The following is a 22,615-nucleotide window of genomic DNA, read 5'->3' as shown; positions in this document are numbered from 1 at the left end:
CCCTTCCAGGCTCGACGCACATCCCAAGTCGAGACGCCAGTTCGCGAACCGAAGCATCCGATGACGGCCAGACTGAAGGTGGACACGTCAGTTCCCGCCAATCGGGGCTTCAGAATTCGTGAACCCGAGAGCTCTGCTCCGGTACGTGTCCAGCGGGCTGGTGAAGGAAGCGGCCAGCGGCACGGTGCCGGGCATCCCGGGCAGCGCAACGTCGGAGAAGGTAGCGGTGCAGCTAACTGTGGCGGTAACGGTGGCGGGTTGGCCAACAGGAACACCGAAGCCTACGGTGGAAACGACGACGTCCACGTCGGTGCAGCTCAGCCCTTGGGCGTCGAGGGTGGAGTTGGCAGCGGCCAGCGCCTGCGCGTTCGCCTCGCTGCCGCTACGGGCCAGGGACGCCGTACGGGCGGCGTCGTAGGCCGCCGCCTCGAGCGCCTGGCGGGCGAGGTTTACCCGACCGCCGATGACGGCGCCGGCGAACAACGCCAGGATGGCCGGTGCCACCACCGCCATCTCGATGCTCGCCGAGCCGCGCTGATCGCGGATCCACCAGGTGCTCATGGCGTGGTCGGCCGTTCGACAGGTCCATGGGCGGACTTGCTGATGGTCCAGCTGAGCCCCGGCAACACCGTGATCGCCTGGCCGGTAACGGTGACTTGCACCTCGGTCGCGGTGCGGACAACGGTGACCTGCTGGCTCTCCAGGCCCGTTCCCGCTGATGACAGGAAGTTGGTGGCCCGCGACTCTCCCGCTGCCGCCGAGGACTGGTAGCCCCGGGCGGCGTTGACCCCCTGGGTCGCCGCACCCAGCGCGATGGACTGCGCAAAGAAGATCAGCCCGGTCTGAATGACGGCGAAGGTCAGCAGGATCATCGGCAGCGCGATGATGGCGAACTCCACCGGCGAGCTGCCACGATCGCTGAGCAAGGGATCTGTCTGCCCGCGTCCGGACGGGCACGGGCAGACGGTGGGCTGCTCCCGGGTCACGGCTGGGTCGGGATGAGGGCCACCCAGCCGTTGGCGACGGCGACGATCGCACCGGCGACGACCACGGCGCCGGCGACGAGGATCGCGGTGATGACGGCGGTACCGACTGGGCTGTCGCCGCGGTCAGCTTGGGTCGGATCGGTCAAGTCCTGCCAGCGAGTCGTCAGGTAGGCGACGACGCCGTGAATGGTGAGCATGGCGGGTTCCTTCCTAGAGGGTTGTGCCGGGATCAGCGGACGAACAGTCGGGCCATGAACGGGTAGCCGATGAGTACGAGGAGCACGAGGATCAGCGCGGCAGCGGGGATGTCGAGCTTGTTGGTACGCAGCTCCGCCTGGGCGAGAGCCTCGGTGCGGATCCGGTCTCGCATCGAGTCGGCGCGGGCGCGGAGCGTCTGGTGGACGTTGGCACCTTCGCTGCCGGCGGTGCGCATGATGTCCGCCAGGTCACCCAGCTCGATGACCTCGATGTCGCGGGAGAGGACTTTCAGTTCGTCCCACGGCGGTCGCAGTTGCAGTTGGGCGCTGAGCAGAGCTTCCCGGATGCGGGCGAAGACCCAGCCGTGGCAGACGCTGGCCGCACGATCCAGCGACTCCACCGGCCCATGCCCTCCAAGGACCTGATGTGCCGCGAGGTCGAGGTAGGTACACATGGCCCGGGTGAACTCCGCCCGTGCGACCGCGGCCTTGGACACGACCTCTCGGTGGGCCAGTACTGCGCCGGCCAAGGCCGCGACGACCGTCGCGCCCACGGGGATGAACACCGGGATTGGCAGAGACAGCACCGCAACGACGACGGTGATCAGGGCGGGCAGGACCAGGCAGAACAGTGCCGACAGCCCCAGGGTGAGGAAGTACTGGTCGGTGCTGCGGTCCAGCAACCGCAGGTCGCCGTACGGCACCGTGAACCGCCGCCGGAGCCAGCTGACGCCGGCCGGGATGGTGCTCGCGGCGCTCAGCGGATGAAGCCGCCGAAGCGCGGGACCGAGCGCCGGTGGAGCCGGAATCAGCTGTACGACCAGCAGAAATACCCCGAACCCAGCCATCGCGCCGGCGAGGACCATGGCAGTGACATAGCCGTTGTTCATCCTGTCGCCGCCAGAGTCTGCACCTCGACCGGTGGCAGTAGCCGTTCCCGCTTGGGCGGCAGGCTGAGCTTGCGAACCGAGGTCATCAGCACGACGTATAGGCCGGCGAGGAAGAGCAGCACGATCTGCCCGAGCATGCTGCCGTACGGCTGCAGATAGTGCGGGTTGATCACCCCGTAGCCCAGCAGCAGGATGGTCATGCCAGTGAGAAACCGAACGGCGAAGCGAGGTCCCTCGCGTTTCGCATCCACCGTCGAACGCATCTCGATCTCGGCGGCGATGGACCGGCAGATCCCGGTCAGCACCTCGTGCAGACCCTCGCCGCGGTCGGTGACGTGAAGCATGAGCGGGGCGATGACCTGGTCGGCGGTGTAGTCGTCGAGGTCGTCAGCCATCTGCTGTAGGGCGGCGATGGGGTCGGCACTGCCCTGCAGACGCGCCGCCAGGTCGCGGACCTCCTGCTCGATGCGCTGCGGCGCCGTCGCGGCGGTGGCGACGACGGCCTGCTGCAGACCGATTCCACGGGCGACGATGTCGGCCAACCGGCGAGTCCAGGCTTCCACGGCCTCCAGCCGGGCGATCGCCTGCTTCTCGGCGCGACCCGCAGCGAACAGCCACGGTATCCCGGGGACGGCAATGCCGATGATCATCCCGGCGGCCGGCCAGCCGGTCAGCAGCCAGGTCAGGGCACCAGCGCCGATCGCCGTACTCACCCTGATCTGGTGGGCGCGGTGTCCCCGGCGCGTGCGCCCGGAACCGGTCCACCAGCGGCGTGCCTGCTGCTCAAGGGCCGATGAAGGTCGGGGCGGACGGGTGGTACCCATGACGCCGAAAACACCGAGCACCGCGCCTGCCACAGCCAGCATGCCGGCAAGCACAGCGGCGAGGTCGAGCAGGCTCATGGCCGCCTCTTCAGGGTGTCAAGGCCGGCCGTCCATGCGCCGTGGTTGTGCTCCCCCTGCTGGATGTAGGCGGTCAGGTGGCGTGGGTCGTATCCGACACGCAGCAGGGGTTCGAGCAACCGCTCCGGCAGATGCCGGGGTACGGCTCGTCCGTCCGAGGCCGGGCCGAAGACCTGGGTAGTCACGAGTTGATCACCACTCATCCCGCCCACCTCAAGGACTTCTGAGACGTAGCGGTGTTTCCGGCCGCCGAGCTTGGTCTCGTCCTCGACATTGACGTACACGATGAGGTCGATGGCCCCACCGGCCATCCGCCGTGCCAGTTCGGCGGTCATCTCGGGTCCGTGCTGTAGCGCCAGCTCGATGACGCGGTCCATCACGGCTCGCGGGTGCCGAGCGTGGATGGTGCAGAGGGAGCCCTTGCTGGTAGCCATGGCCTGCAGCATCGGCACGATCTCCCGGGATCGGACCTCACCGACGATGATTCGCTGCACGGACATCCGGAGGGTCAGCGGGATCATGTCCATGATCGTGACCTCACCCGCAGGTCGACCGTCGGTGCCGCGTGATCCGTGGCCCTCGCGCGACTCGAGACTCATCGCCCATCGGTGTCGTCCGGTGGTGTGCAGACCGAGCTCGCGGGACTCCTCGAGAGTGACGAACTGCTCCCGGTCGGGGATCTCACGGGCCAGACCACGTAGCAGGGTTGTCTTGCCGGCATCGGCCAGTCCGGCGACCATGATGTTGAGGCCGGCGGCCATGGCCGCTTTGAGAAACTGGCAGATCAGGTCGTCGATGGCGCCGTACTTGTCGCGGAGATCCTCCAGGCTGACGTCCATCAGCGTGTGCCGGCGGATGGCCGCGTAGGGGCGCACCGACACCTGCATGAGCACGGTGAGGCGACTACCGTCGGGCAGCTGCATGTCCAGCCACGGTTTGGTCGACGACAGTGAGCGCTCGGTCGCTCCGGCGCGCATCGCCAGGACCTGGAACATGTCGATGAGTTCCTTGTCGGTCTCGGCGACGGGCTCGCCTACCGTGATCCGGCCGTCGGTGTGCTCGATCCGCACGTTGTCACAGCCCAGGATGTGGATGTTGACGATGTCCGGACGATCGAGCAGCTGCTGGAGACGGCCGAGGCCGAACATGTCGGCCGCGACCGCGTCGAGCAGGGCGTCTTCTTCGGCCTGCGGGATCGGTTGTCCGGCCTGGTGCAGAGCGTCGACATGCTCGCGTACCAGCCGAGCGGCGATGCGCTCCGCTTCGGCGTGCCGGTGGGCAGTGGAGACGTTAGGCGTTTCCCTGAGTGCCACGGTCAGTTCCGCGCTGACCCGGGCGCGCAGCAGTCGTACCGCCGCGTAGTCGATGCTGGGAGGCGCAGTTTGGTGTGTCGCAACGGCGGGCGGTTCGGGAGCCGGTCTGAAGGCGGCGGTGCCGTTCGTGGGCCAGCGCCGGCCGTTTGTGGCTACGCGGTCGACGGCTGCCGGCCACGTCGGACCGCTGGATTGGCGCTCCTCAGGCACGGCTACTCCCCCTCGTTGACGTGGGCGCCAGGTGAGCCCGCCGCCGTGCGATCGCATCGCGTACTGCCGGCTCCGCACTGGCGGCGGCCCGGAGCAACCGCTCGCTGCCTCGTAGTCGGCCGCCGCCGTCGCTCAACACCTCGGCGGTGCGCCGGTCGTCGGGGAGCTCGATCGCGGTGGTTAGCTGCAGGCGCTGTTCGATGTCCCGGCGGCTGTAGGGACCGTCGCCAATCACGGCCAGGGCGAGCGTTCCGGCCCCCTGGCCGTACTGAGTCAATTCCCGGCGGAGCATCTCTGCCGCGCCCGCGGCCGGCGCGATGGTCCGCAGGTTCGTCGCGCGTACCACGAGGAGTAGCAGGTCAGCGCGGAGCAGCAGCGGCCACGGCGGTGCACTGGTGGCGAGTCGGCCGCAGTCGGCGATGACGTCGTAGCTGGGTTCACGGTGCTCCAGCTGGCCGAAGAACGCGGTGATTGGCTCCCAGGTCGGTTGGATGGTTCCCGCCTGGACCGTGTCGTTGATGCCTGGCAGGACGAGCCGCTGACCCGGGTCCCTGGCATCGAGGTCGACGAGCTGATGAGGGAACGTGTCGGCGAGCTGGTCGCGGAGGGCCGCCGCGGCCAGCGGCAGGAGGCCGATGGGCGGGATCTCAAGTCTCGACAGATAGCCGCTCAGGACACTGCCGCCAGCCGGGTCGCACTCGGCCAACACGGTGCGTCCCTGCCAGGACAGGGCGCAAGCCAGTGCGGTGGTGGTGACGCCGGGCGAACCCTTGGCCGAAACCATCGCGATGATGGCCACATCAACTCCCCGGAGTCAGGGCGACGACGATTTGGCCGGCGGCCGCACGGGAAGCGATGAGCGGTCCATCACGATCGGGGACAGCGACGTTGAGGAGCGTTGTGCCTTCCTTGATCCCGGCACGCACGTCCACCACGGTCGCCATGATGCTGATCGGCGCTGCCATCGTCTGCTGCTGGCCCGAGGCTGGACCGTCGTCCGGGGTTACGACGAGCAGCACCCGAGCTCCCGGTTTCACCCTCTCGGCGGGCATGCGCTCCTGCGGCAGGCTGAGTCCCACTAACTGCTCACCCTGCCCCGGCACGGCCGTCTCGGTGAGCTGCGCCCTGGTCAGCAAGGTGCCAGGTACCAGCCCGACCGCCGCGTACATGCCGATGACCTCGTCAGCGGCGCCGGCCCTGATCGGTTTGAGTGCCGGGTCGACGGTGATGCGTACCGTGCTGAGATCGGACCGATCGATAGTCGAGCCAACCTCGACCGCGCTGCTCACTGCCAGGTACTCGGCGGTGGTGCCGACCTTGCGTAGTACCGCGGCGGCGATCAGCCCACCGGCAGCGATAAGCGCCACCGCCAACCAGACGAGTGCGGGCCGCCAGCGGCGTTGCGGTGCGACGCGGGGAACGGCGTAGGGAGCAGCGACCGGCGGGGCAGAGCGGGAGGACTTCATCGATGCACTGGTCATGACGTGATCACCTGCAGTTCGTCGATGTCGATCGTGGCGGTCGAGGACAGGTCGACGGTCTGGGAGCCGGTGGTCCCACCCCCACCACTCCACGTGACCAGCCACGAGGTAGTGGCCGTGACGGCGTATCGGCCTCCGGCCTGATTGCTGCTCGGTTGCGAGTAGCCGTCATAACCGCAGTCCGGCGACTTCCTGTTGCCGTATGAGGGCTGATAGGGGGTGCCCGGCGTGGTGCAGGTGACCGAATTGCCGTCGCCCATGCTCCAGACGATCTTTTGCGCCCTCGCGGTGGCGGTGACTGACCGTCCCGGCACTGCCGCTGTCCGCGTGATCGGGCCCCAGGTGCTGGGACTTAACGTGTTCCAGAGCCAGATCGGCAGTCCGACCAGGCCGGCCCCGTTGGTCTGCGGGGCGATCCCGATGTTCGGACCGTCGAGGTCCATCTGGGCGATGGCTCGTTGAGCGAGCTCCTGGTACGAAGGCAGAATTCCCGCGGGCGGATCCGCCGACCAGGTCGCCGGCGTCTGCGACGCGACACCGCCGTAGACGCCGCACGTCCGGATGCTCCAGTAGCCGTCGGTTCGGCCGCCCGGCGGTGGGGGGATCCGGTTGACGTAGCACGACCCGTCCCACACCCCGAGCCCATCGACCACACACGGCACGGTCTGACCCTCGTAGGTGCAGCCCCGACCGGCGCCACCACCGCTGTTGCTGTCCCCGCCGCCGTTTCCGCCGCCACCAGTGCCGGGATTCTCGACCACCCAGTAGCAGTTGCCCAACGCGTCGCAGTGCTCGTAGTCCGCATACGCAGCGCCCGGCGCCAAGAGGCTGCCGCCGATCGCCAGGGCCGCAACCAGAAGCGCCCTTCGGATCAACATGGCCTCTCCCGTTGGGCGCTGACCTCTCGGATACGCCACTGACCGTCCTCGAACAGCTCCGACTTCGCGATCACCACGTACCTTGTGGTCTGTCCCGCGCTCCGCACCGACTTGCCGGTCTTCTTGGAGACGACGTCCCATTTGCCGGTGTCGAAGCAATCTTCGACCTCGGCGGTGAAGGGCCGTCGGCTCGTGTCGACCTTGCTCACCTTGGGCGTCGAGGTGGGTTCACCAGTTGTGACGAGTCCTTGCTGGAACTTGATCAGCAGGTCCTGGCGCACAGTCAGTAGCGCGGGATCCGCCACAAAGCTGTCGAGTTTTGCGTTGTAGTCGCCCTTATTCGACGCTGTGACGTAGGCCTGGACGTAGTTCCGGTAAGCGGCAAGCGTGGACGCACTTGCACGGGCGTCCTCCGCGTCGATGCTGGGAGCCGGTTGTGAGCTGACCGGTCCTGCGCTCGGTGTGGCAGCGTCATCGTCCGAGGTGCACGCGGCCAGGTTCACGGCGAGGGCACCTATCGCAGCTGCAGTGGCGGCGCGGCTCGTGATCAGTTGTATCTGGCGCAACGGCGCATCCCCCTTTGACTATGTGTCCAGCGCATGGCCATACCGCCGGCTGCAAGGCAGGCTCTGTCGCGGGCCGGCTCGAGATGACTGGGCCAGCGCGTGGGCAGGCGCGGCAGGTGTGACGGCGCTGCAGCCGCTGTTCAGGAGCACTCTGGCAGCGGGAGATGACACTGCAGCCCCGTTGGCCACACCCGCTGCCAGAGGCTCGTAATGTTACGCACACAGCGTGTAGCCGTGTCAATGCTTGATTCCAGCATGGACCGTCGTGTAAACCTTGTGTTCCAAGTCGCGAGGAGTCCCGATGGTCGAGGCCGATGAATCAGCCGGCGAGACGTTCGCCGAACGGCTCGACTGGCTATTTCTGCATGTCACGGACCCTGCCGGGAAGCCCTACAGCATCCGTTACGTCGCGAACGAATTAACGCGTCGAGGATGCAAGATCTCCCACACCCACCTGAGCAACCTCCGCCAGGGTCGATCGCCCGACCCACGGCGATCGGTCGTCGACGCCATTGCGGCCTTCTTTGGGCAGCCGCCCACCTTCTTCGCTGAGACGTCGGAAGATCAACATGAGCACAGGCTCGCCCAGGCTCTGACCGATCCGCTTATCAAGCAGGTGGCCATGCGCCTGATAGACGCTCGGCTATCGCCAGAGGGCCATGCCGCAGTTGTGGCCATGATCGAGCAGGTGCAGCGGCTGGAGGCTGCCGCCCGCAGCCGGTCGGAGAGCACCGATCGGCAGCGCCGCTGATGACCGACGTCTTCAAACAATCAAGCCACCGACCGCCGGTCACCGCCGGCTGCGTACGGTTACAGAGCTGGTGGTGCCACGACAACCAGGCCACAGCGTGGAATGAGCAGCAGATTCGCCGATGCGACGAGGTCCTGCACAGCCTCACCATGCCAGCGACCTTCAGTGTGGGTGAGTTCTGCGCGGAACTGCAGCGGGCCCGAGGCCGACGGCTGGTTGTGAAGGCTGTCCGAACATGCCAGGCCGAGGCGCGCGCCATGTGGTGTCGCGGCGCGACGACGGATCACATCCTGATTGGATCGGCTCTGCCTCGCCTCCACCGGGACTATCTCGTCCTACACGGCATCGGCCACATGGTCTTCGCTCACGTCGGTAGTCCCGCCGTCGGCCGCGATATCAGGAGGGCGCTCCACACAGCTGACATGGCCAGCCTGCGGCGGGATCTCAAGCGCGTCGTCTACACACATCGCGAGGAACACCAAGCCGAGCTGTTCGCCACCCGGGTGCTGCAAGTGACGAATGGCTGGGTGGCGCCGAAGCCGCCGCCAGGACCCCAGACACTGCTGCTGGCACAGCTGTCCTCGGTTCTCGAGTACCACCCGGGCAGGGCAGAGCGGTGAGGCCGCCGAGATCTCGCCACGGGACCAAACCATGCCGAAGCCTGATGAACAGGGAACTCGATGCAACGTCATACCGATAGCAGCGTGAGCCACCTGCGACAGCAGGCAGCGCAGCTTCTCGCCGCGCTCAAGCTGCCTTCGACCTTCACCTTCGCTCAACTTCATGACCGGATCGAGCATCGCCGCGGACGGCAGGTTCACCTCATCCCCCGGCACCTGCCAGCCCTTGCCCCCCACGGCCTCTGGGTAGCCGGCGAATTCTCCGACTATGTCTTTTACGACGCCAATGCCGGCAAAGTGCGCCAGAGCCTCATCATCGGTCATGAATACGGGCACATGATGTTCGACGATGTCGCCATCCCGAATGATCTTGAATGTCTCGCGGCCATGCTCATGCCGTCGGTGGATCCATCCGTACCCGAGATTGCACTGGCACGTCTCGCGTATGACGAGCCGATCGAGCGCCGGGCTGAAGTCTTCGGGACGGTCGCCGTGCAACGCGCCGAGTCATGGTCCACAATTCCGACCTCCGCGACAGCTGATCCTCGAGTCTCCGCCAGGCTGGTGGCGACGCTGGAAGGCCGGGTCACCTGATGGTGAGCCTCGCTCGCGGCATCATGATCGCCGTGACGCTCATCTGCTGGGGCATGAGCCTCTACAAGTTGCGCGACCTGGCACGGGACCGAGGCAACCGCCCCCTTCGTGCACTGTGCCTTGCCCTGATCGCGATCACCATCTCGATGACCCTTCAGCCGCTCATGCCAAAGATCGACCAGCTGTTCGGGATCCCGGATATCACTCGACTGACGTCCAACTGCCTCTCACTGATGTGCGCCACGGCGGCGCAGGCATTCCTTCTCTACATGACCAGCGGCGACGTCAGCACCCAGCGGCGGGTACGGCGGCGGACCATCGCCCTGGCGCTCACCATCACTGTCATGATCGTGATGTTTGTCGTGACACTCTCGGACGGCAGTCGCTCAGATCCGCGCGTTCGCCCCGCCGAGTACTACGGCGAGCCGTCCCACCCTCCATTCCACATCGTGTACCTGGCCTACCTGTTCGTGTACCTGGCCTACCTGGGCTGGTCACTGACGCAGGTGGTGGTCTTGGCAAACCGTTACGCTCGCATCGCCCATCGGCCGCTGTTGCGCTTCGGCCTCCGGATGATCACGGTTGGCTCGCTCTGGGGGCTCGCATACGTGGCAGCCAAGCTCGTAGCCGTTGCCTTGGGAAACAGGTCCCCAGACTGGGCCCTGATCACGGATGCGGTGGTGGTACTGACGTTCAGCACGTCGATCCTGCTGGTCCTAATCGGGTCCACAATTCCGTCCTGGGGTCCTCGCGTGGGCCTGGACCGGCTGTGGGTGGGGGCCGCCGCGTTTCGGGACTACTACCGGCTCTATCCTTTATGGACGCAAATCCATGCCGTACTGCCTGAAATCGCGCTGCTTCCATCGCCGTCGGGCGTCCGCGGCGCACTATCGATCGCCCGGGACGCTTCCCTGCGACGGGTCAGGATCACCGTGGAGATTCTCGACGGCTATGCCACCCTGCGGCCGTGGATGTCGACGGCAGTCCTCGCGCAGGCGCAGAGCGCCGCTCAGGAAGGCGGCCTCGTCGGTGAGCAGCAGACCGCCATGGTCGAAGCCGTCGTCATTGGTGCGGCACTGGCGTCCCGGCTCGATGGCGTACCCCCTTCCAGCGAGGCCACCGAAGCCCTCGCCCTACCACTGGGCCCGCCCCGCGACTCGGCCGCTGGTGACCTCGATGCCGCAGACCAGGTGACGTGGCTCGCCCAGGTAGCCCGAGCGATCGCAACCCCGATGGCCGGGATGATCATCAAGCGCGTCACATCCGACGCGTTGCCTCTTACCCCGCAGTCGTCCGAGAGGTAGAACATCATCGTGCCCGCACTCGTTGACCTGCCTGCCAACAGCACTTCCCGAGTGGCACGGGTCGTCACCGAAGCATGTGCGCCAGCCGTCTTCGCGGCCCTGATGCCGCTGATCATCGCCCTGCACAGCACGGCCCCCGCCGTAATGACCGGCCTCGGCTGGGCACTGCTCGCCATACTGTTCTGCTCCGCCGTCCCGTACGCCGTCATCTGGGTCGGCGTACGACGAGGGCGACTCACCGACCACCACATCGGGGTACGCGAGCAACGCCGTATGCCACTGGTCTACGGACTGCTGTCCGTCCTTGTCGGTCTCGCCGCGCTCGTTCTCGCCGGCGCGCCCCGGCCGCTCGTCGCCATGGTCGTGGTGATGTTCGCCGTGCTGCTCATCGTCACCGCGATCAACCAGGTGTGGAAGCTCAGTGCGCACGCCGCGGTCGCCAGCGGCTCGATGTCCGTACTGATCGTCGTGTTTGGGCCAGCGCTGATCCTCTCGCTGGCGATCGTCGTCCTGGTGGGTTGGTCCCGCGTGCGGCTGGGCGATCACACGGTCGGTCAGGTTGTCGCGGGCGCTGTCGCCGGCATCCTCATCGCTGTGCCCGCGTTTCTCCTCCTCACCTGAATCGACGTGGGCTGCAGCGGCTCACCGGCAGTTGGCGCCCTAGCCACGTTCAGTACCGTGGGGCAGTCAACCAACGCGGGGATCGCGGCTACCGTGCGCTGGTGCGGGCCGTTCCGGTAACGCTGCGGCGATGCTAATAATCCGGGGCCGGATGTTGCTGATCTACTCGCTCGGGCTTCAGCCATGGCCCCGACTGCTGTCGCCAACTAGGCCTGCGTCACGGTGGCCGACGCACGCGCCCCCGGAACACCTCGCCTTTGACCTGAGCAGCGACCCCGCAGCGGTGCTGCTGGTAGACATCAACAGCAGCGGACTGGACAACGTCATCGGGCAAGCCGACGACGCCAGTGATCTGATCTGATCTGATCTGATCGACCGCATCGCGGCGGGCACTCTCGCGTTCGACTTCGGGGATTAGCGGACATCGACGAGGGGTCGAACGCCCGGATCGCGGCATTTCCGGGCGTCGCGGGACAGCATGGGTAACACAGAGCGTGACGGCCCTGCAGGCGCGCGAATAGCTCACCGAAGAGTTGCGGACTTCCGCGCAGCGGTCGCAGTTGTCGGCGCCGACTGTCGGCCCTAGTGGCCCGCACGGCGGGCGCAGGATCCGCCGACCGAAGCGGGGGTTACGGTGGATAATTAACAATCCGACGATGAGGCTGCAAATGATCAATGTCCAGGAGTTCGCGCGACGGCTGAGTACTCTCGGAGCTGATGCGTTCACCAGCGACGACGTCGTGGACCTGGCGACCGCGGCCGATGTTCGCATCAGCGCAGACGTCGAGATCGACGCCACCCTGGCGCAGCGCTTGCTCGACCAGATCTCGCCCACCCTGCCGGTCACCGGGGCCCAGATCGCGGCGTCGCAATGGCCGCCACCGAAGTCTTCCCGTCCTGCAGCGCCTTCGGTGTCGTTCTCCAGCCCTGGTGCCGTCGACGGACCGGCTGATCAGCCGACCCGACCCCGCAGTTCTGGGTCTGCGGGTAGCGGTCGGCGACCCGGCTCCCGACGAACTGGTAGGTGAAACTGCAGTCCCAGCTTTTTCAGCAACCGCCAGACTGCTCGCCGCAGCCGTCGACTACGACGCGAGCTGCGAACCCAACTCTCGCCGCCATCATCGGCTGAACTTCGTCCTCCTGTCCGGCTCTGTACGCCCGGGCAGGCTCGACGCACGATGATCCCGGTAAAGCATGCGGATCGCGGCATGAGCGAGCGTCTGAGAGGCCAGATACCCGCGATGAGGACCGCGGAAGGGTTCTGAGAGCATCTATGTGCTGTGCAGCCTCGCCGCCTCGCCACCGGAGGGAAGAATCGTGCTGACGGCCGCCGTCGAAGTCCATGCCAACCATCCAGTGGTGATCATCGGATCGACGGCCTGGCCCGAGCTCGATTGGGGCGATGGGCCTGCAGGCGCTGATGAGCGGCATGTGGCGATCCGCACCCGCGGCCAGGTCGCTCGTACTCGTGTGTCGATCTGGTCGGGCACGATGCCGCTCGTTGGTCACCTCGTCTTCGATGGGGAACTTGACCTCGATGACTACACGATCTGTGTAGGCGACATTGAGAGGCTGGGGCGCTGGACCCAGCGGATCGGACAGACCGGCGTCCAGCGCGTGATCGTGCGGGTCGATGATCCTGGGAACGCGTCACGGGTGAATGTCGGGCTCAGCATCAGCGAACGCGCCCGGGTTCAGACGCTTCCGTCGCACGTGGGTCCGGCGCTGTTCGACGTTCTCACGTCAGAGCGGGAGGGTATGGCACTGCCAGATGCGCGAGGCCTCACGCTTGACGGCCACGACTCACCATATGCCCGGCTATCTGCCGCCATCATGCTGTTGTCCCGCCCGGACCCAGCCAAGCCGTGGCTTGAGCGGTGCGAGACCGAAGGCATCATCGAGTGGCTGCGTTGGCTCGGTGTCGAACTCGGCCGGCCCAGGGCGGAAGAGATCGGGACGGACATCCAGCGACTCGTCCGGGTCGCCCACGAGGAAGAACCATGCGTCAGCGGCATCCCACCACACATCGCCGGCCGTATCGCCAGGAACGTCCTCGCCGCTATAGCTCAGGAACCGACGACAGCACCGTAAGAAACCCGGCAACATCCGCACATCGGCAGATGCGGATCGGCTTGACCAAAGGTGCTGCTGGACACGCCTAGCTTGACCCCGTGAGCGCCCCAGGTCATCTGACCGAGTACAGGACTTGTCACGGCGTCGGCCTACGGATAGCAGCGACTTGCCTGCTCCAGTTGCTGACCGCGACGACCTTTACGACATCGCCAGTGCTGGGTGCTTGTATGAGGTACTGCCGTCCGCTCCGATCAACACCGATGTACATCCCGACATGGCCGGGCCGGGTCATCGTGCCGTCCGAACCGGGGATGAAGATCAGGTCCCCAGGTCGCATCGCTGCCAGGGATGGAACGGCGGCGCCTGTACGGACCTGGTCGGCGGTGACCCGGGGGATCTTCACGCCGCCTTCGGCCCAGGCGGCCATCATCAGGCCGGAGCAGTCGTAGCTGTCCGGTCCTTCGGCCCCCCAGACGTAGGGCTTGCCGAGCTGGCCCAGGGCGAAGGCGACGACTGCCCGCAGCTGCGGGTCAGACGGCAGAAGGAAGCCGTCGGGCAGTCCAGCGTCGTCCAGGGACGGCAGTCCGTCCCCGCCGTCGCTGGTGCAGACAATGTTCATGCCGTCGCTGATCAGAGCGACCAGCTGCTGCGCCTCGGGCTGCCACCTTGCGTACGCGTCGGGGAACGCCGACCGCTGTACGGCCTGCGCGGCCTGGGTGAGCGGCATGGCAGGCCAGCCATCGATCTTGACGAGGCGCTCGTAGAACTTCCGGGCGGCGTGGCGGGGGTCGAGGATCTGCTCGGGGGTGCCCCAGCCCTGGCTGGGTCGCTGCTGGAACAGTCCGAGCGAGTCATGATCATTGTCGGCGCCGAGGTGGCCGAGGTTGCGCAGGGTGGATTCCTGCATGGCTGTCGCCACGGCGATTTCCCAGCCGTAGCGCGGCACGTGCAGCTCGGCCCCAACGGAGACGATGATGGCCGCGTTGCTGACCTGCTCGGAGTTCCAGGAGCCCTGGCCGGACCACTCCGGCTGCGCAGCTGAAGCACCAGGCGAAACGCTCGGTGGGTTGATGGTGCAGCCCGTCGCCGGGCTCACTCCAAACATTGCGAGGGCAACGAACACGACCAGCGCAAGCGGTGCCAGGATCACAACAGCGAGCCCTCCCGCGAGGGATGTCCACGGTTTGCTCATCGCAGACCTGCCTGGCGGATCTCGTATCCGGCGACCCGCCAGCCGGATCCGTCCGAGCCGCCGCGGCGCAGGGTGCAGTCCACCAGGCTGTGCTCGGTCCGCCCCCGCCAGCCGTCCTCACCAAGGGGTGTTGCGGTCACCCGAACCGTGCGCCGCGCGGAGATCGCCGTATCTGCTGGTAGCAATGCGTCGACGAAGGGTTCCACAACGGCGTCGACGTACGCCCGGTGTTCGACCCAGGTCGCCCAGCGACCGTCCTGCCTCGCGGCGGAGCTCTGTCCCGCAAGCGTGCCCCTGGCATAGCGGATGGCGCGGCTGTAGGCGTCCCCCGGTCCGGTATCCCGCCGCGTGTCGGCGCTATAGAGGGCCGCGGTGAACCGGATGCACACCTCGCCGGGATCGACGTACGCGAACCCGGCCTGCGAAGGCGGCGGCACCGGGGCAACGACGTCAGCGGGATCGGGAGCGGACGGGGCGCTGGTAGTGCTCGGCGCGGTCGCCGCCAGCTTCCCGACGGCGGAACAGCCGGTAGCGGACAGCATCAGGACGACTGCCACTGCTGCATAAGTTCGCGCATTCATGGCCAAGATGCTGCCGAGGCGCGGACGCCGTTACCGCTGCCAGTCGCGGCTGGTAGCGGCGGTAACGGTGGCAGCAATCCCAGCATCAAGTCTGCCGTCAGCCCTACCCGGCGAAGGTCCAGGGCAGATGCCCAACCGAGGGCATCGTGACCTTCGGGAGACTGCTGTGCTTGCTCACTACCTCGCTGGGGCTGCGCTCGACGCCCTGGCAGTCCCTACTCCCCCGCCCGCCGCCCCACCCGGCCTTGAGGCCACCGGGAATCTGTTCATCGGCTGGATGAAGTGGCTCCTCATCGTCGCTGGCGTCGGCGGCCTACTTGTCTGCGGGATCATGATGGCCGTCGGTCGCCGGAACCGGTCGGCGTTCGCGGCCGATGGCGCGGCTGGCATCCCGTGGGTGCTGGCCGGGCTCACGTGCGGCGCGGTTGCGGCCGTGGTCGTCGGCGCAGTTCTGCCGGGCTGAGTCATGACCTACGACGTCATCTCCCGCGCCCGCCGCACCACGCGTCGCCGGGTTACCGCCCTCAGTCTGGCCGCTGCCGCGGTGCTCGGCGCTGCGGCCGTGGCGATGGTGTTCGCTGCGGACTCGGATCGTCCTGCTTCCTCACCCTTGGGGCCGGTGCCGGTGCGCCCCGAGACGACCGCCAACGGGCAGGCAGTCCTGCCTCGTGACCTGGGCTGGGTCGACGTTGCGGGAGTCTCGGTGCCTGTGTCGCAACAGTCCGGTCCTCGCGTCTCCGACGAGGGCCAGGCTCGGGGATTTGCACACGATCCTGGTGGTGCCGTGCTGGCCGCCGTGCACATTGTCGTGCGCGTGAACCCGCAGGTCGGTCCGGTTGTTTTCGAGCCCACGCTGCGTACTCAGATCGTCGGAGCCGACGCGGCCGCGATGCGGGTCCAGGTCAGGCAGGCGTACGACGAGCTGCGCGGCCAGACGGGCGTGGCGGATGGGCAGCCCGTCGGACACCTGAACGCGACCCTGCTCGGCTACCGGATCGTCAACTACACCGAAGACGAGGTCGTCCTTCGCTTGCTGACCGAGGCTCCGGACGGCTCGGGTACGTCGCTGATAGTCAGCACCGAGGTACGCGTGCGCTGGACGGGTTCGGACTGGGCGCTGCTGGCTCCGGCCGGCGGGACGTTCGACCAGGCCGTAACCGTCGTCTTGGATCCCTACACCGCCATGTTCCTTCCCTTCAGCGCGGGCAGGTGAGCTCATGCCTTTCTGCAGCCCTTTCATGCCCACGACCTGCGCCGGCGTCATCGTCGGTGGTATCAACACTGGCGTCGAGGCCCGTGACTCGATGGTCACCGCGCTTCTCAACGGGCTAGCCAGCGAGGTTGAAGACGCGATTCAGTGGGTCGCCACCCTCCTGACCAGCTGGACGCTCATCCCGTCGAACAACCTGTGTCCGACCAGCGGCTCCGACCCGGGGCAGTGGGCCACCGACTGGGTGGCCCAGTGCAACGGGGCCGCCGGTCCAGCGCAGCAGCTGCGCGGGTTCATGCTGCCGATCACGATCCTGGTTTTGGTGGCTGGGTTGATTTGGCAGGGCATCACCATCGTCATCAGCCGCAGAGGCGCCCCGCTTCTGCAGGCTGTTAGGGGGGTCTGGAACACCGCTCTCTGGGGCAGCGTCGGCATCGCCGGCACCCACCTGGTCCTCAAGGCCGGTGACAGCTACTCGATGTGGCTGCTGAACGAGGCAATCTTTAAGGAGTCCAACGAGCCGCCCAACGTGGCCATGAGTGCAGCGCTCGGGGCGCTGCTGCTGCCCGGTGCTGAGGTGGCCCCGTTCGTGATGATTCTCGTTGGCGTTGTCGTCATCCTCGCCGCTGTGGTGCAGACCATCCTGATGGTCTTCCGCGAAGGCGCCGTGGTCATCCTGCCCGGACTGCTCGAGCTCGCGGCGTCCGGCTCCATCACCCGAGGCACCAGTCACTGGCTGCACAAAACTCTCGGCTGGTCGCTTGCGCTCGCGCTCTACAAGCCGGCGGCGGTGTCGGTGTACGCCACCTCGTTCATGATGATGCGCGGCAACGGGCGGGACTGGCTGATGGGCCTGGGCATGCTGGCCCTGTCGGTAATCGCCCTGCCCGCGCTGATGAAGTTCTTCACGGTCTTCACCGGCAGCGTCGCCTCCGGGGGCGGAGGCCTCGGCATGGTCGGCGCCGGCGCGGCTGCGGGCCTGCACGCCGCCTCCTCGATACGCGGAGCGGCCGGCGGTCACAGCGCCGGCGACCACGCACGCTACATGGAGTCGAGGGGTCCCGGTAACGGCGGCGGTAACGGTCCCACCGGGGCCATGCCGACTCCATCCACGCCCTCGCCCACCGGTGGATCCGGTGGGGGCGCTGCTGGTAACGCGCCGACGGTGATCAGCGGCAGTGTCTCCGCTGGCGGCATGCCGGGTCCGGTAACACCCACGGCCACCGTGCCCGCCGGCACCGGCGCTACCGCGTCCGCCGGCGGAAGCGCTGCGGCCTCGGGTGGCGCAGCGGCTGGGGGCGGCACAGCAGCAGCCGGAGCGGCGGGAGCCGCGACCGGGCCGGCGGCACCGGTTGTCATCGGCACCGTCCTGGCCGCGCAGGCAGGGGCCGCGGCAGCGAAGGCGGGCGCGAACACGGCCACCTCCGCGATGCGGGACGGAGGTGCGCCGTCGTGAGTAGCGAACAGGCGCGGATCCGTACCTACGGGGGCTGGCGGCGGGCTCGGGGCATGGGCCTGTTCGGCCTCGGACCGACGCAAACCTTCGTCGTCCTCGTGGCGATCACCGCGCTGATCCTCTCCGGATCGATGGGACTGCGGGCGCTGGCCATTGCCGCCGGTCCCTGTGTACTGCTCGTGGTGTTACTGGTCCTGCGCTGGGACGGGGTGCCGCTGTCAGCCGGAATCGCACAGCGAGTGCGATGGCTGATCGGCACCAGCCGCGGCTACACCTCGTACCGCTCCGGGGTGATGGTGGCCGGCGAACATGCCTGGCAACTGCCGGGTGTACTCGCACCGACAACCCTGCTGACCGTCGCGGACGAGGGCGGCGGGTACGGGGCGGTCTACAACCGCCGGTTGGGCACCATGACGGTGACACTGCGCTGCGCGGCCACGTCGACCTGGCTGGCCGATCCCGACGCGAGCGCGGCGTGGGTGGCCAACTGGGGCGGCTGGTTGGCGAACCTGGGCTACCTGCCGATCGTCGACCACGTCACCGTCACCGTGGACACCGCCCCGGATCCGGGTTCCCGATTGGCCGACCACGTCAGCCGACGGATCGTCCCCCACGGACCGGCTTCCGCCCGCCGGGTGCTGCAACGGCTGGTGGAGCTGTCCCCGGCAGCCGCCGCCGACGTGGAGACCCGGGTGTCGGTGACTTTCAAGCCCGGTGCCTCCCCCAGCAAACCCCAGGGCGTCGACGAGGCCCTGGAGGAGATCAGCCGAACCTTGCCGGGTCTGCAGGACTCGCTGGGCAGCTGCGGACTGACCGTCCTCGGCCGAGCCAGCGCGGAGACCATCTCGGCCATCGTGCGGACGGCGTTCGACCCGGCCAGCCGAGGTGACATGGCCCGGCTGGTAACGACTCCCGGGCTGGATCTGAGCCGGTGGTTGGACTGGGACACCGCCGGACCGGTGATGGCCGAAGAGCACCTCGACCGGTACGTGCACGACTCCGGCACCTCGGTCTCATGGGCGTGGCACGAGGCACCACGTCAGCACGTGCACGCCGACGTCCTCGCCCGGCTGCTGGCTCCCGGCCCGTACCCAAAGCGGGTTTCGCTGCTGTACCGACCTTTCCCCGCTGGGGAGGCCGCTCGCATCGTGGAGAGCGAAGTCAACGCCGCAGCGTTCCGGGCGGCGTACAACCGGGCGCAGAAACGCGACGAGTCCGCTCGCGACCACGCCGACCGGGAAAGGGCCCTACAGACCGCGCGGGAAGAAGCGACCGGGTCCGGGGTGGGCCTGATGTCGCTGTTCATCACGACCACCGTCGTCCGCGTCGACGACCTGGGCCGGGCCATCGCCGACGTCGAGTCCCGCGCCGACGTCGCCAAGATCCGGCTGCGGCAGCTGCGCGCCAGCCAAGCCGCCGGCTTCGCCACCACCCTGCCCTGCGGCATATGCCCGCCGCAGCTGGCCCGCCACTGGCCCCGCTGACCACACGACCAGGAGAGATTCATGAAGAGCACCGCCGCCGCAGACGCGGTCGCGCCGGCGCCAGCATGGGGTGTACGGACACCCGGCGCCGGCCGAGCCAGCCATATTTCCCCCGGCATGGAGTACCAGGGAACGACGATCCAGCTCTGCGGGCTGTTCCCCTTCGTCGCCGGATCCGGGGCACCCACGATCGGCGTACCGATCGGGCGGCACATGCTGTGGGGCGAGGTCGTCTGCCTCGACCCTCTCGAATGGCTGCGCGAAGGCCTCATCACCAACCCCGGTGTGTTCGTCCTCGGCCAACCCGGCGTCGGCAAATCCACGGTGGTCAAGCGACTCATCACCGGCATGACCGGGTTCGGCACCAGCGCTCTGATTCTCGGCGACACCAAGCCCGACTACACCCGACTCGTCGAGCATCTGGGCGGGCAGGTCATCCGCGTCGGCCGCGGCCTCAACCGGCTCAACCCACTGGACTCCGGCCCGCTGGGCAGCGCGCTCGCGCGCATGGGCAGCGCCGACGCTCGGCAACTGCGGCTCGAGATCCGGGGCCGGCGCATGTCTCTCCTGCTGGCTCTGTGCGCCCTGGTGCGAGGACAGGCGCTCAACAACACCGAGGAGATCATCCTCGGGCGGGCGATCGACGTACTCGCCGAGCGCCTTGACCGGGATCCCACAGTGCCGGACGTGCTGAGCCTGGTCGAAGCCGGCGCCGACGAGTTGCTGACCGCGGCCCGGGCGCGGACCGACGGTGAGTACCGCCGCCGCGTCGACCAGCTCGTACCTACCCTGGCGCTGCTGTGCGAGGGCAGCCTGCGCGGGGTGTTCGACGGCCCGACGACAAAGTCGCTGGATCTGGACGCCCCGGCTGTCAGCGTCGACATCTCCCAGGTCGCCGCCGCCGGGGACCAGCTGGTGGCCGCCGCGATGCTGTGCACCTGGGCGTACGGCTTCGGCATGGTCGACGCCGCATCCGTACTGGCGGACCAGGGCCTCGCACCGCGCCGGCAGTACCTCGGCGTGATGGACGAGCTGTGGCGAGCCCTGCGTGGTGCATCCGGCCTCGTCGAGCACGCCGACGCGCTCACCCGACTCAACCGGCAACGCGGAATGGCCAGCGTGATGGTCACCCACTCTCTCGCCGACCTCGACGCTCTGCCGACTCCGGAGGACCGGGCAAAGGCGCAGGGCTTCATCGAACGGTCCGCGATCAAAATCCTCGCCGGGCTGCCGCCCCGCGAACTCAACCGTGTCAACGAGGTCATCAAGCTGTCGGGACCCGAGCAGCACCTGGTCGCGTCCTGGGCGGCACCGGAAGCATGGTTCGCCGGCTCGGTCCATCCTGGCCGGGGCAAGTACTTGATCAAGACCGGTGAACGCAACGGACTGCCGGTGTCGCTGACCCTGGTCGACGACGAGTGGGAGCTCTACGACACCGACGCCGCGATCCGGCAGGTGCAGCCATGAGTACCCGGCCTATCGAGCCGCGCGGCACCATGGGTGGCCCACTCACTCCGTTCCTGATGCTCGGCCTCGCGTGGGCGGCGATCGTCCTGATGTGGCTGTCCTGGCTGGCCGGGCGCATCGCCTCCGCCGTGACCAGGCGACCCGCCACCGGACCCGGCTTCGGGTCTGCGTACCTGGAGCACCTGCTGCGTACCGAATGGTCGGCACTGTGGCCCGGGGTGTCCCCTGCCGTCATCGGTCTGGTCTATTCGGTGTTGCTGCTGGTGTTGCTCGGCCTGGTCACTCTCGCGGCAGTGTGGTGGCAGGGGCGCAGGCCCGATGCCGAGGACCCGCTACGGTCACTGGCCGGCCCGGCTGAGGTGCGTGCGATGACGCTGCCCGCGGTGGCCGCCAAGACGCGGCGTTTACGGCGTGGCCTGGCGGATTCGGAGGTGAAGGAGATTTCCGCCGAGTCCACGGGGATCGTGCTCGGTGAGCATCGGCGGCCGCGCGGCTCAGGTCATCGGCTCTACTCCTCCTGGGAGGACGTCATCCTTGCAGTGATGGCGCCCCGCGCCGGCAAGACGACCGCTCTGGCGGTGCAGTCCGTCGTCAACGCGCCAGGGGCGGCCCTCGCCACCAGTAACAAACCCGACCTGTGGGCCACGACGGCAGCCGTTCGCGCAGAGCATGGCACCGTGTGGGTGTTCGACCCGCAGTCCATCGCCCACGTGCCGCGAAGCTGGTGGTGGAACCCGTTGGCCACCGTTGAGGACGTCGAGGACGCCCACCGGCTGGCGAACCACTTCGTCCAACAGGTCCGCAACTCGCAGGGCAGCGACGACTTCTGGATCCAGGGCGCGCTGGACCTGCTCACGTCGCTGATCCTCGCTGCCGCGCTGGAGGGCCGCACGCTCACGTCGGTACAGGCGTGGTTGTCGGACTCGACCTCACGAGAACCGGCGACGATCCTCAAGAGCCACGGGTTCGGTGCCTCAGCGCGGGCGATGTCCGGTCGGCAAGCCGGCGCGCCGGAGACTCGCGAAGGGCTCTACGAGACCGCTCGGACTGCGGCGGCGTGCCTGGCCAACCCGACCATCATGGCCTGGGTCACCCCACCGGACCTGCCGCTACCGATGCTGCACGTTGAAGCGTTCGTGGAGAGCTCGGACACGCTCTACTTGCTTTCTAAGGACGGTGCCGGAGCGGCCGCACCGCTCGTCGCTGGACTCACCGACCAGGTGTTACGCGCCGCGGTGATGCTTGCCGAGGCGGACGGGGGCCGACTCGATCCGCCGCTGGTCGCCTGCCTGGACGAGGCCGCGAACATCTGCAAGATCGCGGACCTGCCGGAGTTGTACAGCCACTTCGGTAGCCGGGGCATCATCCCGCTGACCATCCTGCAGTCCTACCGGCAAGGGACCAGAGTGTGGGGTGAGCAGGGCATGGACGCGCTCTGGTCTGCGGCCACGGTCAAGCTGGTTGGTGCCGGCATCGACGACGCTCGGTTCGCTGAGGACCTGTCCCGGCTCATCGGCGAGCACGACGTCACCGTCGCCTCCCGCACCCGTGACGGGAAGGGCAACACCTCGTACCAGACGTCAGTGCGTCGGCAGCGCATCCTCGACCCGGCGCACATCCGCGCATTACCGAAGGGCTCCGCGCTGCTGTTCGCCACCGGCGTGAAGGTGGCAATGCTCAACCTACTGCCCTGGTACGACGAGCCGAACGCTGCGCGATTGACCGCTGCTGTGGCCGCCTCCAGCGTCGAGATGACTCGACAGGCACACCGCACCCGAGCCGCCCGACGAGACCGGATGGCGCAGCGCGCCTGGCGGGGACGGGTCGACTGAAGCTAGC

At 67.7% G+C, this 22,615-nt stretch carries 25 protein-coding genes; 13 read left to right on the top strand and 12 right to left on the bottom strand.

Translation table 11 applies throughout. The annotated features are described in order from the left end of the window. Window positions 1–87 precede the first annotated feature (87 nt). From AB0B14_RS18355 to AB0B14_RS18310, 10 genes are all read right to left on the bottom strand, one after another. Window positions 88–561, bottom strand: a complete 474-nt coding sequence (locus AB0B14_RS18355; protein ID WP_357523107.1) for a TadE family protein — start codon at window positions 559–561, stop codon at window positions 88–90. Beyond that, a complete protein-coding gene (locus AB0B14_RS18350; RefSeq protein WP_357523106.1) occupies window positions 558–899 on the bottom strand; it encodes a TadE/TadG family type IV pilus assembly protein in 342 nt (113 codons plus the stop codon). Before AB0B14_RS18350 ends, AB0B14_RS18355 begins: the two co-directional genes overlap by 4 nt. 83 nt (window positions 900–982) lie before the next feature. Next, window positions 983–1,183, bottom strand: a complete 201-nt coding sequence (locus AB0B14_RS18345) for a hypothetical protein (protein ID WP_355595894.1) — start codon at window positions 1,181–1,183, stop codon at window positions 983–985. Between the two features lie 32 nt (window positions 1,184–1,215). Beyond that, complete coding sequence (locus tag AB0B14_RS18340; RefSeq protein ID WP_357523105.1) at window positions 1,216–2,073, bottom strand: type II secretion system F family protein; 858 nt, start codon at window positions 2,071–2,073, stop codon at window positions 1,216–1,218. Further along, on the bottom strand, window positions 2,070–2,975 hold the full coding sequence (locus AB0B14_RS18335) for a type II secretion system F family protein (protein ID WP_357523104.1): 906 nt from the start codon (window positions 2,973–2,975) through the stop codon (window positions 2,070–2,072). Before AB0B14_RS18335 ends, AB0B14_RS18340 begins: the two co-directional genes overlap by 4 nt. Continuing rightward, window positions 2,972–4,288: an ATPase, T2SS/T4P/T4SS family gene (locus AB0B14_RS18330; RefSeq protein WP_357523103.1), complete on the bottom strand. Its 1,317-nt coding sequence runs from the start codon at window positions 4,286–4,288 to the stop codon at window positions 2,972–2,974. Before AB0B14_RS18330 ends, AB0B14_RS18335 begins: the two co-directional genes overlap by 4 nt. A gap of 202 nt (window positions 4,289–4,490) precedes the next feature. Then, window positions 4,491–5,297, bottom strand: coding sequence for a ParA family protein (locus AB0B14_RS18325; RefSeq protein ID WP_357523102.1), 807 nt, complete (start codon window positions 5,295–5,297; stop codon window positions 4,491–4,493). Between the two features lies 1 nt (window position 5,298). After that, entirely contained in the window at window positions 5,299–5,979 is a 681-nt protein-coding gene (locus AB0B14_RS18320; protein WP_357523101.1) for an SAF domain-containing protein, read from the bottom strand. Beyond that, window positions 5,976–6,857, bottom strand: coding sequence for a hypothetical protein (locus tag AB0B14_RS18315; RefSeq protein ID WP_357523100.1), 882 nt, complete (start codon window positions 6,855–6,857; stop codon window positions 5,976–5,978). Before AB0B14_RS18315 ends, AB0B14_RS18320 begins: the two co-directional genes overlap by 4 nt. Next, window positions 6,851–7,360: a hypothetical protein gene (locus AB0B14_RS18310; RefSeq protein WP_357523099.1), complete on the bottom strand. Its 510-nt coding sequence runs from the start codon at window positions 7,358–7,360 to the stop codon at window positions 6,851–6,853. The genes AB0B14_RS18315 and AB0B14_RS18310 overlap by 7 nt, the downstream gene beginning before the upstream one ends. A 364-nt stretch (window positions 7,361–7,724) precedes the next feature. On the opposite strand from AB0B14_RS18310, the gene AB0B14_RS18305 reads away from it, so the two are divergent. The 7 genes from AB0B14_RS18305 (at window position 7,725) to AB0B14_RS18275 (ending at window position 13,404) form a co-directional block, all read left to right on the top strand. Continuing rightward, window positions 7,725–8,174, top strand: a complete 450-nt coding sequence (locus AB0B14_RS18305) for a hypothetical protein (RefSeq protein ID WP_357079609.1) — start codon at window positions 7,725–7,727, stop codon at window positions 8,172–8,174. Then, the gene (locus AB0B14_RS18300; protein ID WP_357523098.1) at window positions 8,174–8,794 is read left to right on the top strand and encodes a hypothetical protein; all 621 of its coding nucleotides are present in this window, start codon (window positions 8,174–8,176) and stop codon (window positions 8,792–8,794) included. The genes AB0B14_RS18305 and AB0B14_RS18300 overlap by 1 nt, the downstream gene beginning before the upstream one ends. An 84-nt stretch (window positions 8,795–8,878) precedes the next feature. Continuing rightward, entirely contained in the window at window positions 8,879–9,388 is a 510-nt protein-coding gene (locus AB0B14_RS18295) for a hypothetical protein (protein ID WP_357079614.1), read from the top strand. Then, complete coding sequence (locus AB0B14_RS18290; protein WP_357523097.1) at window positions 9,388–10,692, top strand: MAB_1171c family putative transporter; 1,305 nt, start codon at window positions 9,388–9,390, stop codon at window positions 10,690–10,692. The genes AB0B14_RS18295 and AB0B14_RS18290 overlap by 1 nt, the downstream gene beginning before the upstream one ends. Before the next feature lie 102 nt (window positions 10,693–10,794). Next, window positions 10,795–11,313 carry a hypothetical protein gene (locus tag AB0B14_RS18285; RefSeq protein WP_357523188.1) on the top strand — a complete coding sequence of 173 codons (519 nt, stop codon included), beginning with the start codon at window positions 10,795–10,797 and terminating at the stop codon, window positions 11,311–11,313. A 151-nt stretch (window positions 11,314–11,464) separates the two neighbouring features. Then, entirely contained in the window at window positions 11,465–11,674 is a 210-nt protein-coding gene (locus AB0B14_RS18280; protein WP_357523096.1) for a hypothetical protein, read from the top strand. 956 nt (window positions 11,675–12,630) lie between these two features. Continuing rightward, window positions 12,631–13,404, top strand: a complete 774-nt coding sequence (locus AB0B14_RS18275) for a hypothetical protein (protein WP_357523095.1) — start codon at window positions 12,631–12,633, stop codon at window positions 13,402–13,404. Between the two features lie 118 nt (window positions 13,405–13,522). Here AB0B14_RS18275 and AB0B14_RS18270 read toward each other — a convergent pair whose 3' ends face one another. Both AB0B14_RS18270 and AB0B14_RS18265 read right to left on the bottom strand, forming a co-directional pair. Continuing rightward, window positions 13,523–14,578, bottom strand: coding sequence for a C40 family peptidase (locus AB0B14_RS18270; RefSeq protein WP_357523094.1), 1,056 nt, complete (start codon window positions 14,576–14,578; stop codon window positions 13,523–13,525). Next, a complete protein-coding gene (locus AB0B14_RS18265; protein WP_357523093.1) occupies window positions 14,575–15,159 on the bottom strand; it encodes a hypothetical protein in 585 nt (194 codons plus the stop codon). Before AB0B14_RS18265 ends, AB0B14_RS18270 begins: the two co-directional genes overlap by 4 nt. Window positions 15,160–15,325: 166 nt before the next feature. On the opposite strand from AB0B14_RS18265, the gene AB0B14_RS18260 reads away from it, so the two are divergent. Genes AB0B14_RS18260 through AB0B14_RS18235 form a run of 6 tightly spaced genes read left to right on the top strand, consistent with a single transcriptional unit; the run spans window position 15,326 to window position 22,608 of the window. Then, window positions 15,326–15,622 (top strand): hypothetical protein, encoded by a 297-nt coding sequence (locus AB0B14_RS18260; protein ID WP_357523092.1) that lies wholly within the window; start codon window positions 15,326–15,328, stop codon window positions 15,620–15,622. A gap of 3 nt (window positions 15,623–15,625) precedes the next feature. After that, window positions 15,626–16,372: a hypothetical protein gene (locus AB0B14_RS18255; protein ID WP_357523091.1), complete on the top strand. Its 747-nt coding sequence runs from the start codon at window positions 15,626–15,628 to the stop codon at window positions 16,370–16,372. 4 nt (window positions 16,373–16,376) lie between these two features. Then, on the top strand, window positions 16,377–17,825 hold the full coding sequence (locus tag AB0B14_RS18250) for a hypothetical protein (RefSeq protein ID WP_357523090.1): 1,449 nt from the start codon (window positions 16,377–16,379) through the stop codon (window positions 17,823–17,825). Then, window positions 17,822–19,309, top strand: coding sequence for an SCO6880 family protein (locus AB0B14_RS18245; RefSeq protein WP_357523089.1), 1,488 nt, complete (start codon window positions 17,822–17,824; stop codon window positions 19,307–19,309). Before AB0B14_RS18250 ends, AB0B14_RS18245 begins: the two co-directional genes overlap by 4 nt. A gap of 21 nt (window positions 19,310–19,330) precedes the next feature. Next, the gene (locus AB0B14_RS18240; RefSeq protein WP_357523088.1) at window positions 19,331–20,776 is read left to right on the top strand and encodes a hypothetical protein; all 1,446 of its coding nucleotides are present in this window, start codon (window positions 19,331–19,333) and stop codon (window positions 20,774–20,776) included. Next, the gene (locus AB0B14_RS18235) at window positions 20,773–22,608 is read left to right on the top strand and encodes a TraM recognition domain-containing protein (protein ID WP_357523087.1); all 1,836 of its coding nucleotides are present in this window, start codon (window positions 20,773–20,775) and stop codon (window positions 22,606–22,608) included. Before AB0B14_RS18240 ends, AB0B14_RS18235 begins: the two co-directional genes overlap by 4 nt. The last annotated feature ends 7 nt before the right edge of the window (window positions 22,609–22,615 follow it).

Source organism: Micromonospora sp. NPDC049171 (assembly GCF_040648275.1).
Lineage (GTDB): Bacteria > Actinomycetota > Actinomycetes > Mycobacteriales > Micromonosporaceae > Micromonospora.
This window is presented reverse-complemented; position numbering and strand designations above follow the sequence as displayed.

What these genes read in the sequence shown, in the direction of transcription:
- AB0B14_RS18285 (WP_357523188.1), top strand. Translation starts at nt 10,795, where the DNA reads ATGCCGCTGATCATCGCCCTGCACAGCACGGCCCCCGCCGTAATGACC.
- AB0B14_RS18300 (WP_357523098.1), top strand. Translation starts at nt 8,174, where the DNA reads ATGACCGACGTCTTCAAACAATCAAGCCACCGACCGCCGGTCACCGCC.
- AB0B14_RS18250 (WP_357523090.1), top strand. Translation starts at nt 16,377, where the DNA reads ATGCCTTTCTGCAGCCCTTTCATGCCCACGACCTGCGCCGGCGTCATC.
- AB0B14_RS18315 (WP_357523100.1), bottom strand. Translation starts at nt 6,857, where the DNA reads ATGTTGATCCGAAGGGCGCTTCTGGTTGCGGCCCTGGCGATCGGCGGC.
- AB0B14_RS18335 (WP_357523104.1), bottom strand. Translation starts at nt 2,975, where the DNA reads ATGAGCCTGCTCGACCTCGCCGCTGTGCTTGCCGGCATGCTGGCTGTG.
- AB0B14_RS18345 (WP_355595894.1), bottom strand. Translation starts at nt 1,183, where the DNA reads ATGCTCACCATTCACGGCGTCGTCGCCTACCTGACGACTCGCTGGCAG.
- AB0B14_RS18255 (WP_357523091.1), top strand. Translation starts at nt 15,626, where the DNA reads ATGACCTACGACGTCATCTCCCGCGCCCGCCGCACCACGCGTCGCCGG.
- AB0B14_RS18290 (WP_357523097.1), top strand. Translation starts at nt 9,388, where the DNA reads ATGGTGAGCCTCGCTCGCGGCATCATGATCGCCGTGACGCTCATCTGC.
- AB0B14_RS18280 (WP_357523096.1), top strand. Translation starts at nt 11,465, where the DNA reads ATGTTGCTGATCTACTCGCTCGGGCTTCAGCCATGGCCCCGACTGCTG.
- AB0B14_RS18320 (WP_357523101.1), bottom strand. Translation starts at nt 5,979, where the DNA reads ATGACCAGTGCATCGATGAAGTCCTCCCGCTCTGCCCCGCCGGTCGCT.
- AB0B14_RS18240 (WP_357523088.1), top strand. Translation starts at nt 19,331, where the DNA reads ATGAAGAGCACCGCCGCCGCAGACGCGGTCGCGCCGGCGCCAGCATGG.
- AB0B14_RS18305 (WP_357079609.1), top strand. Translation starts at nt 7,725, where the DNA reads ATGGTCGAGGCCGATGAATCAGCCGGCGAGACGTTCGCCGAACGGCTC.
- AB0B14_RS18235 (WP_357523087.1), top strand. Translation starts at nt 20,773, where the DNA reads ATGAGTACCCGGCCTATCGAGCCGCGCGGCACCATGGGTGGCCCACTC.
- AB0B14_RS18340 (WP_357523105.1), bottom strand. Translation starts at nt 2,073, where the DNA reads ATGAACAACGGCTATGTCACTGCCATGGTCCTCGCCGGCGCGATGGCT.
- AB0B14_RS18270 (WP_357523094.1), bottom strand. Translation starts at nt 14,578, where the DNA reads ATGAGCAAACCGTGGACATCCCTCGCGGGAGGGCTCGCTGTTGTGATC.
- AB0B14_RS18265 (WP_357523093.1), bottom strand. Translation starts at nt 15,159, where the DNA reads ATGAATGCGCGAACTTATGCAGCAGTGGCAGTCGTCCTGATGCTGTCC.
- AB0B14_RS18355 (WP_357523107.1), bottom strand. Translation starts at nt 561, where the DNA reads ATGAGCACCTGGTGGATCCGCGATCAGCGCGGCTCGGCGAGCATCGAG.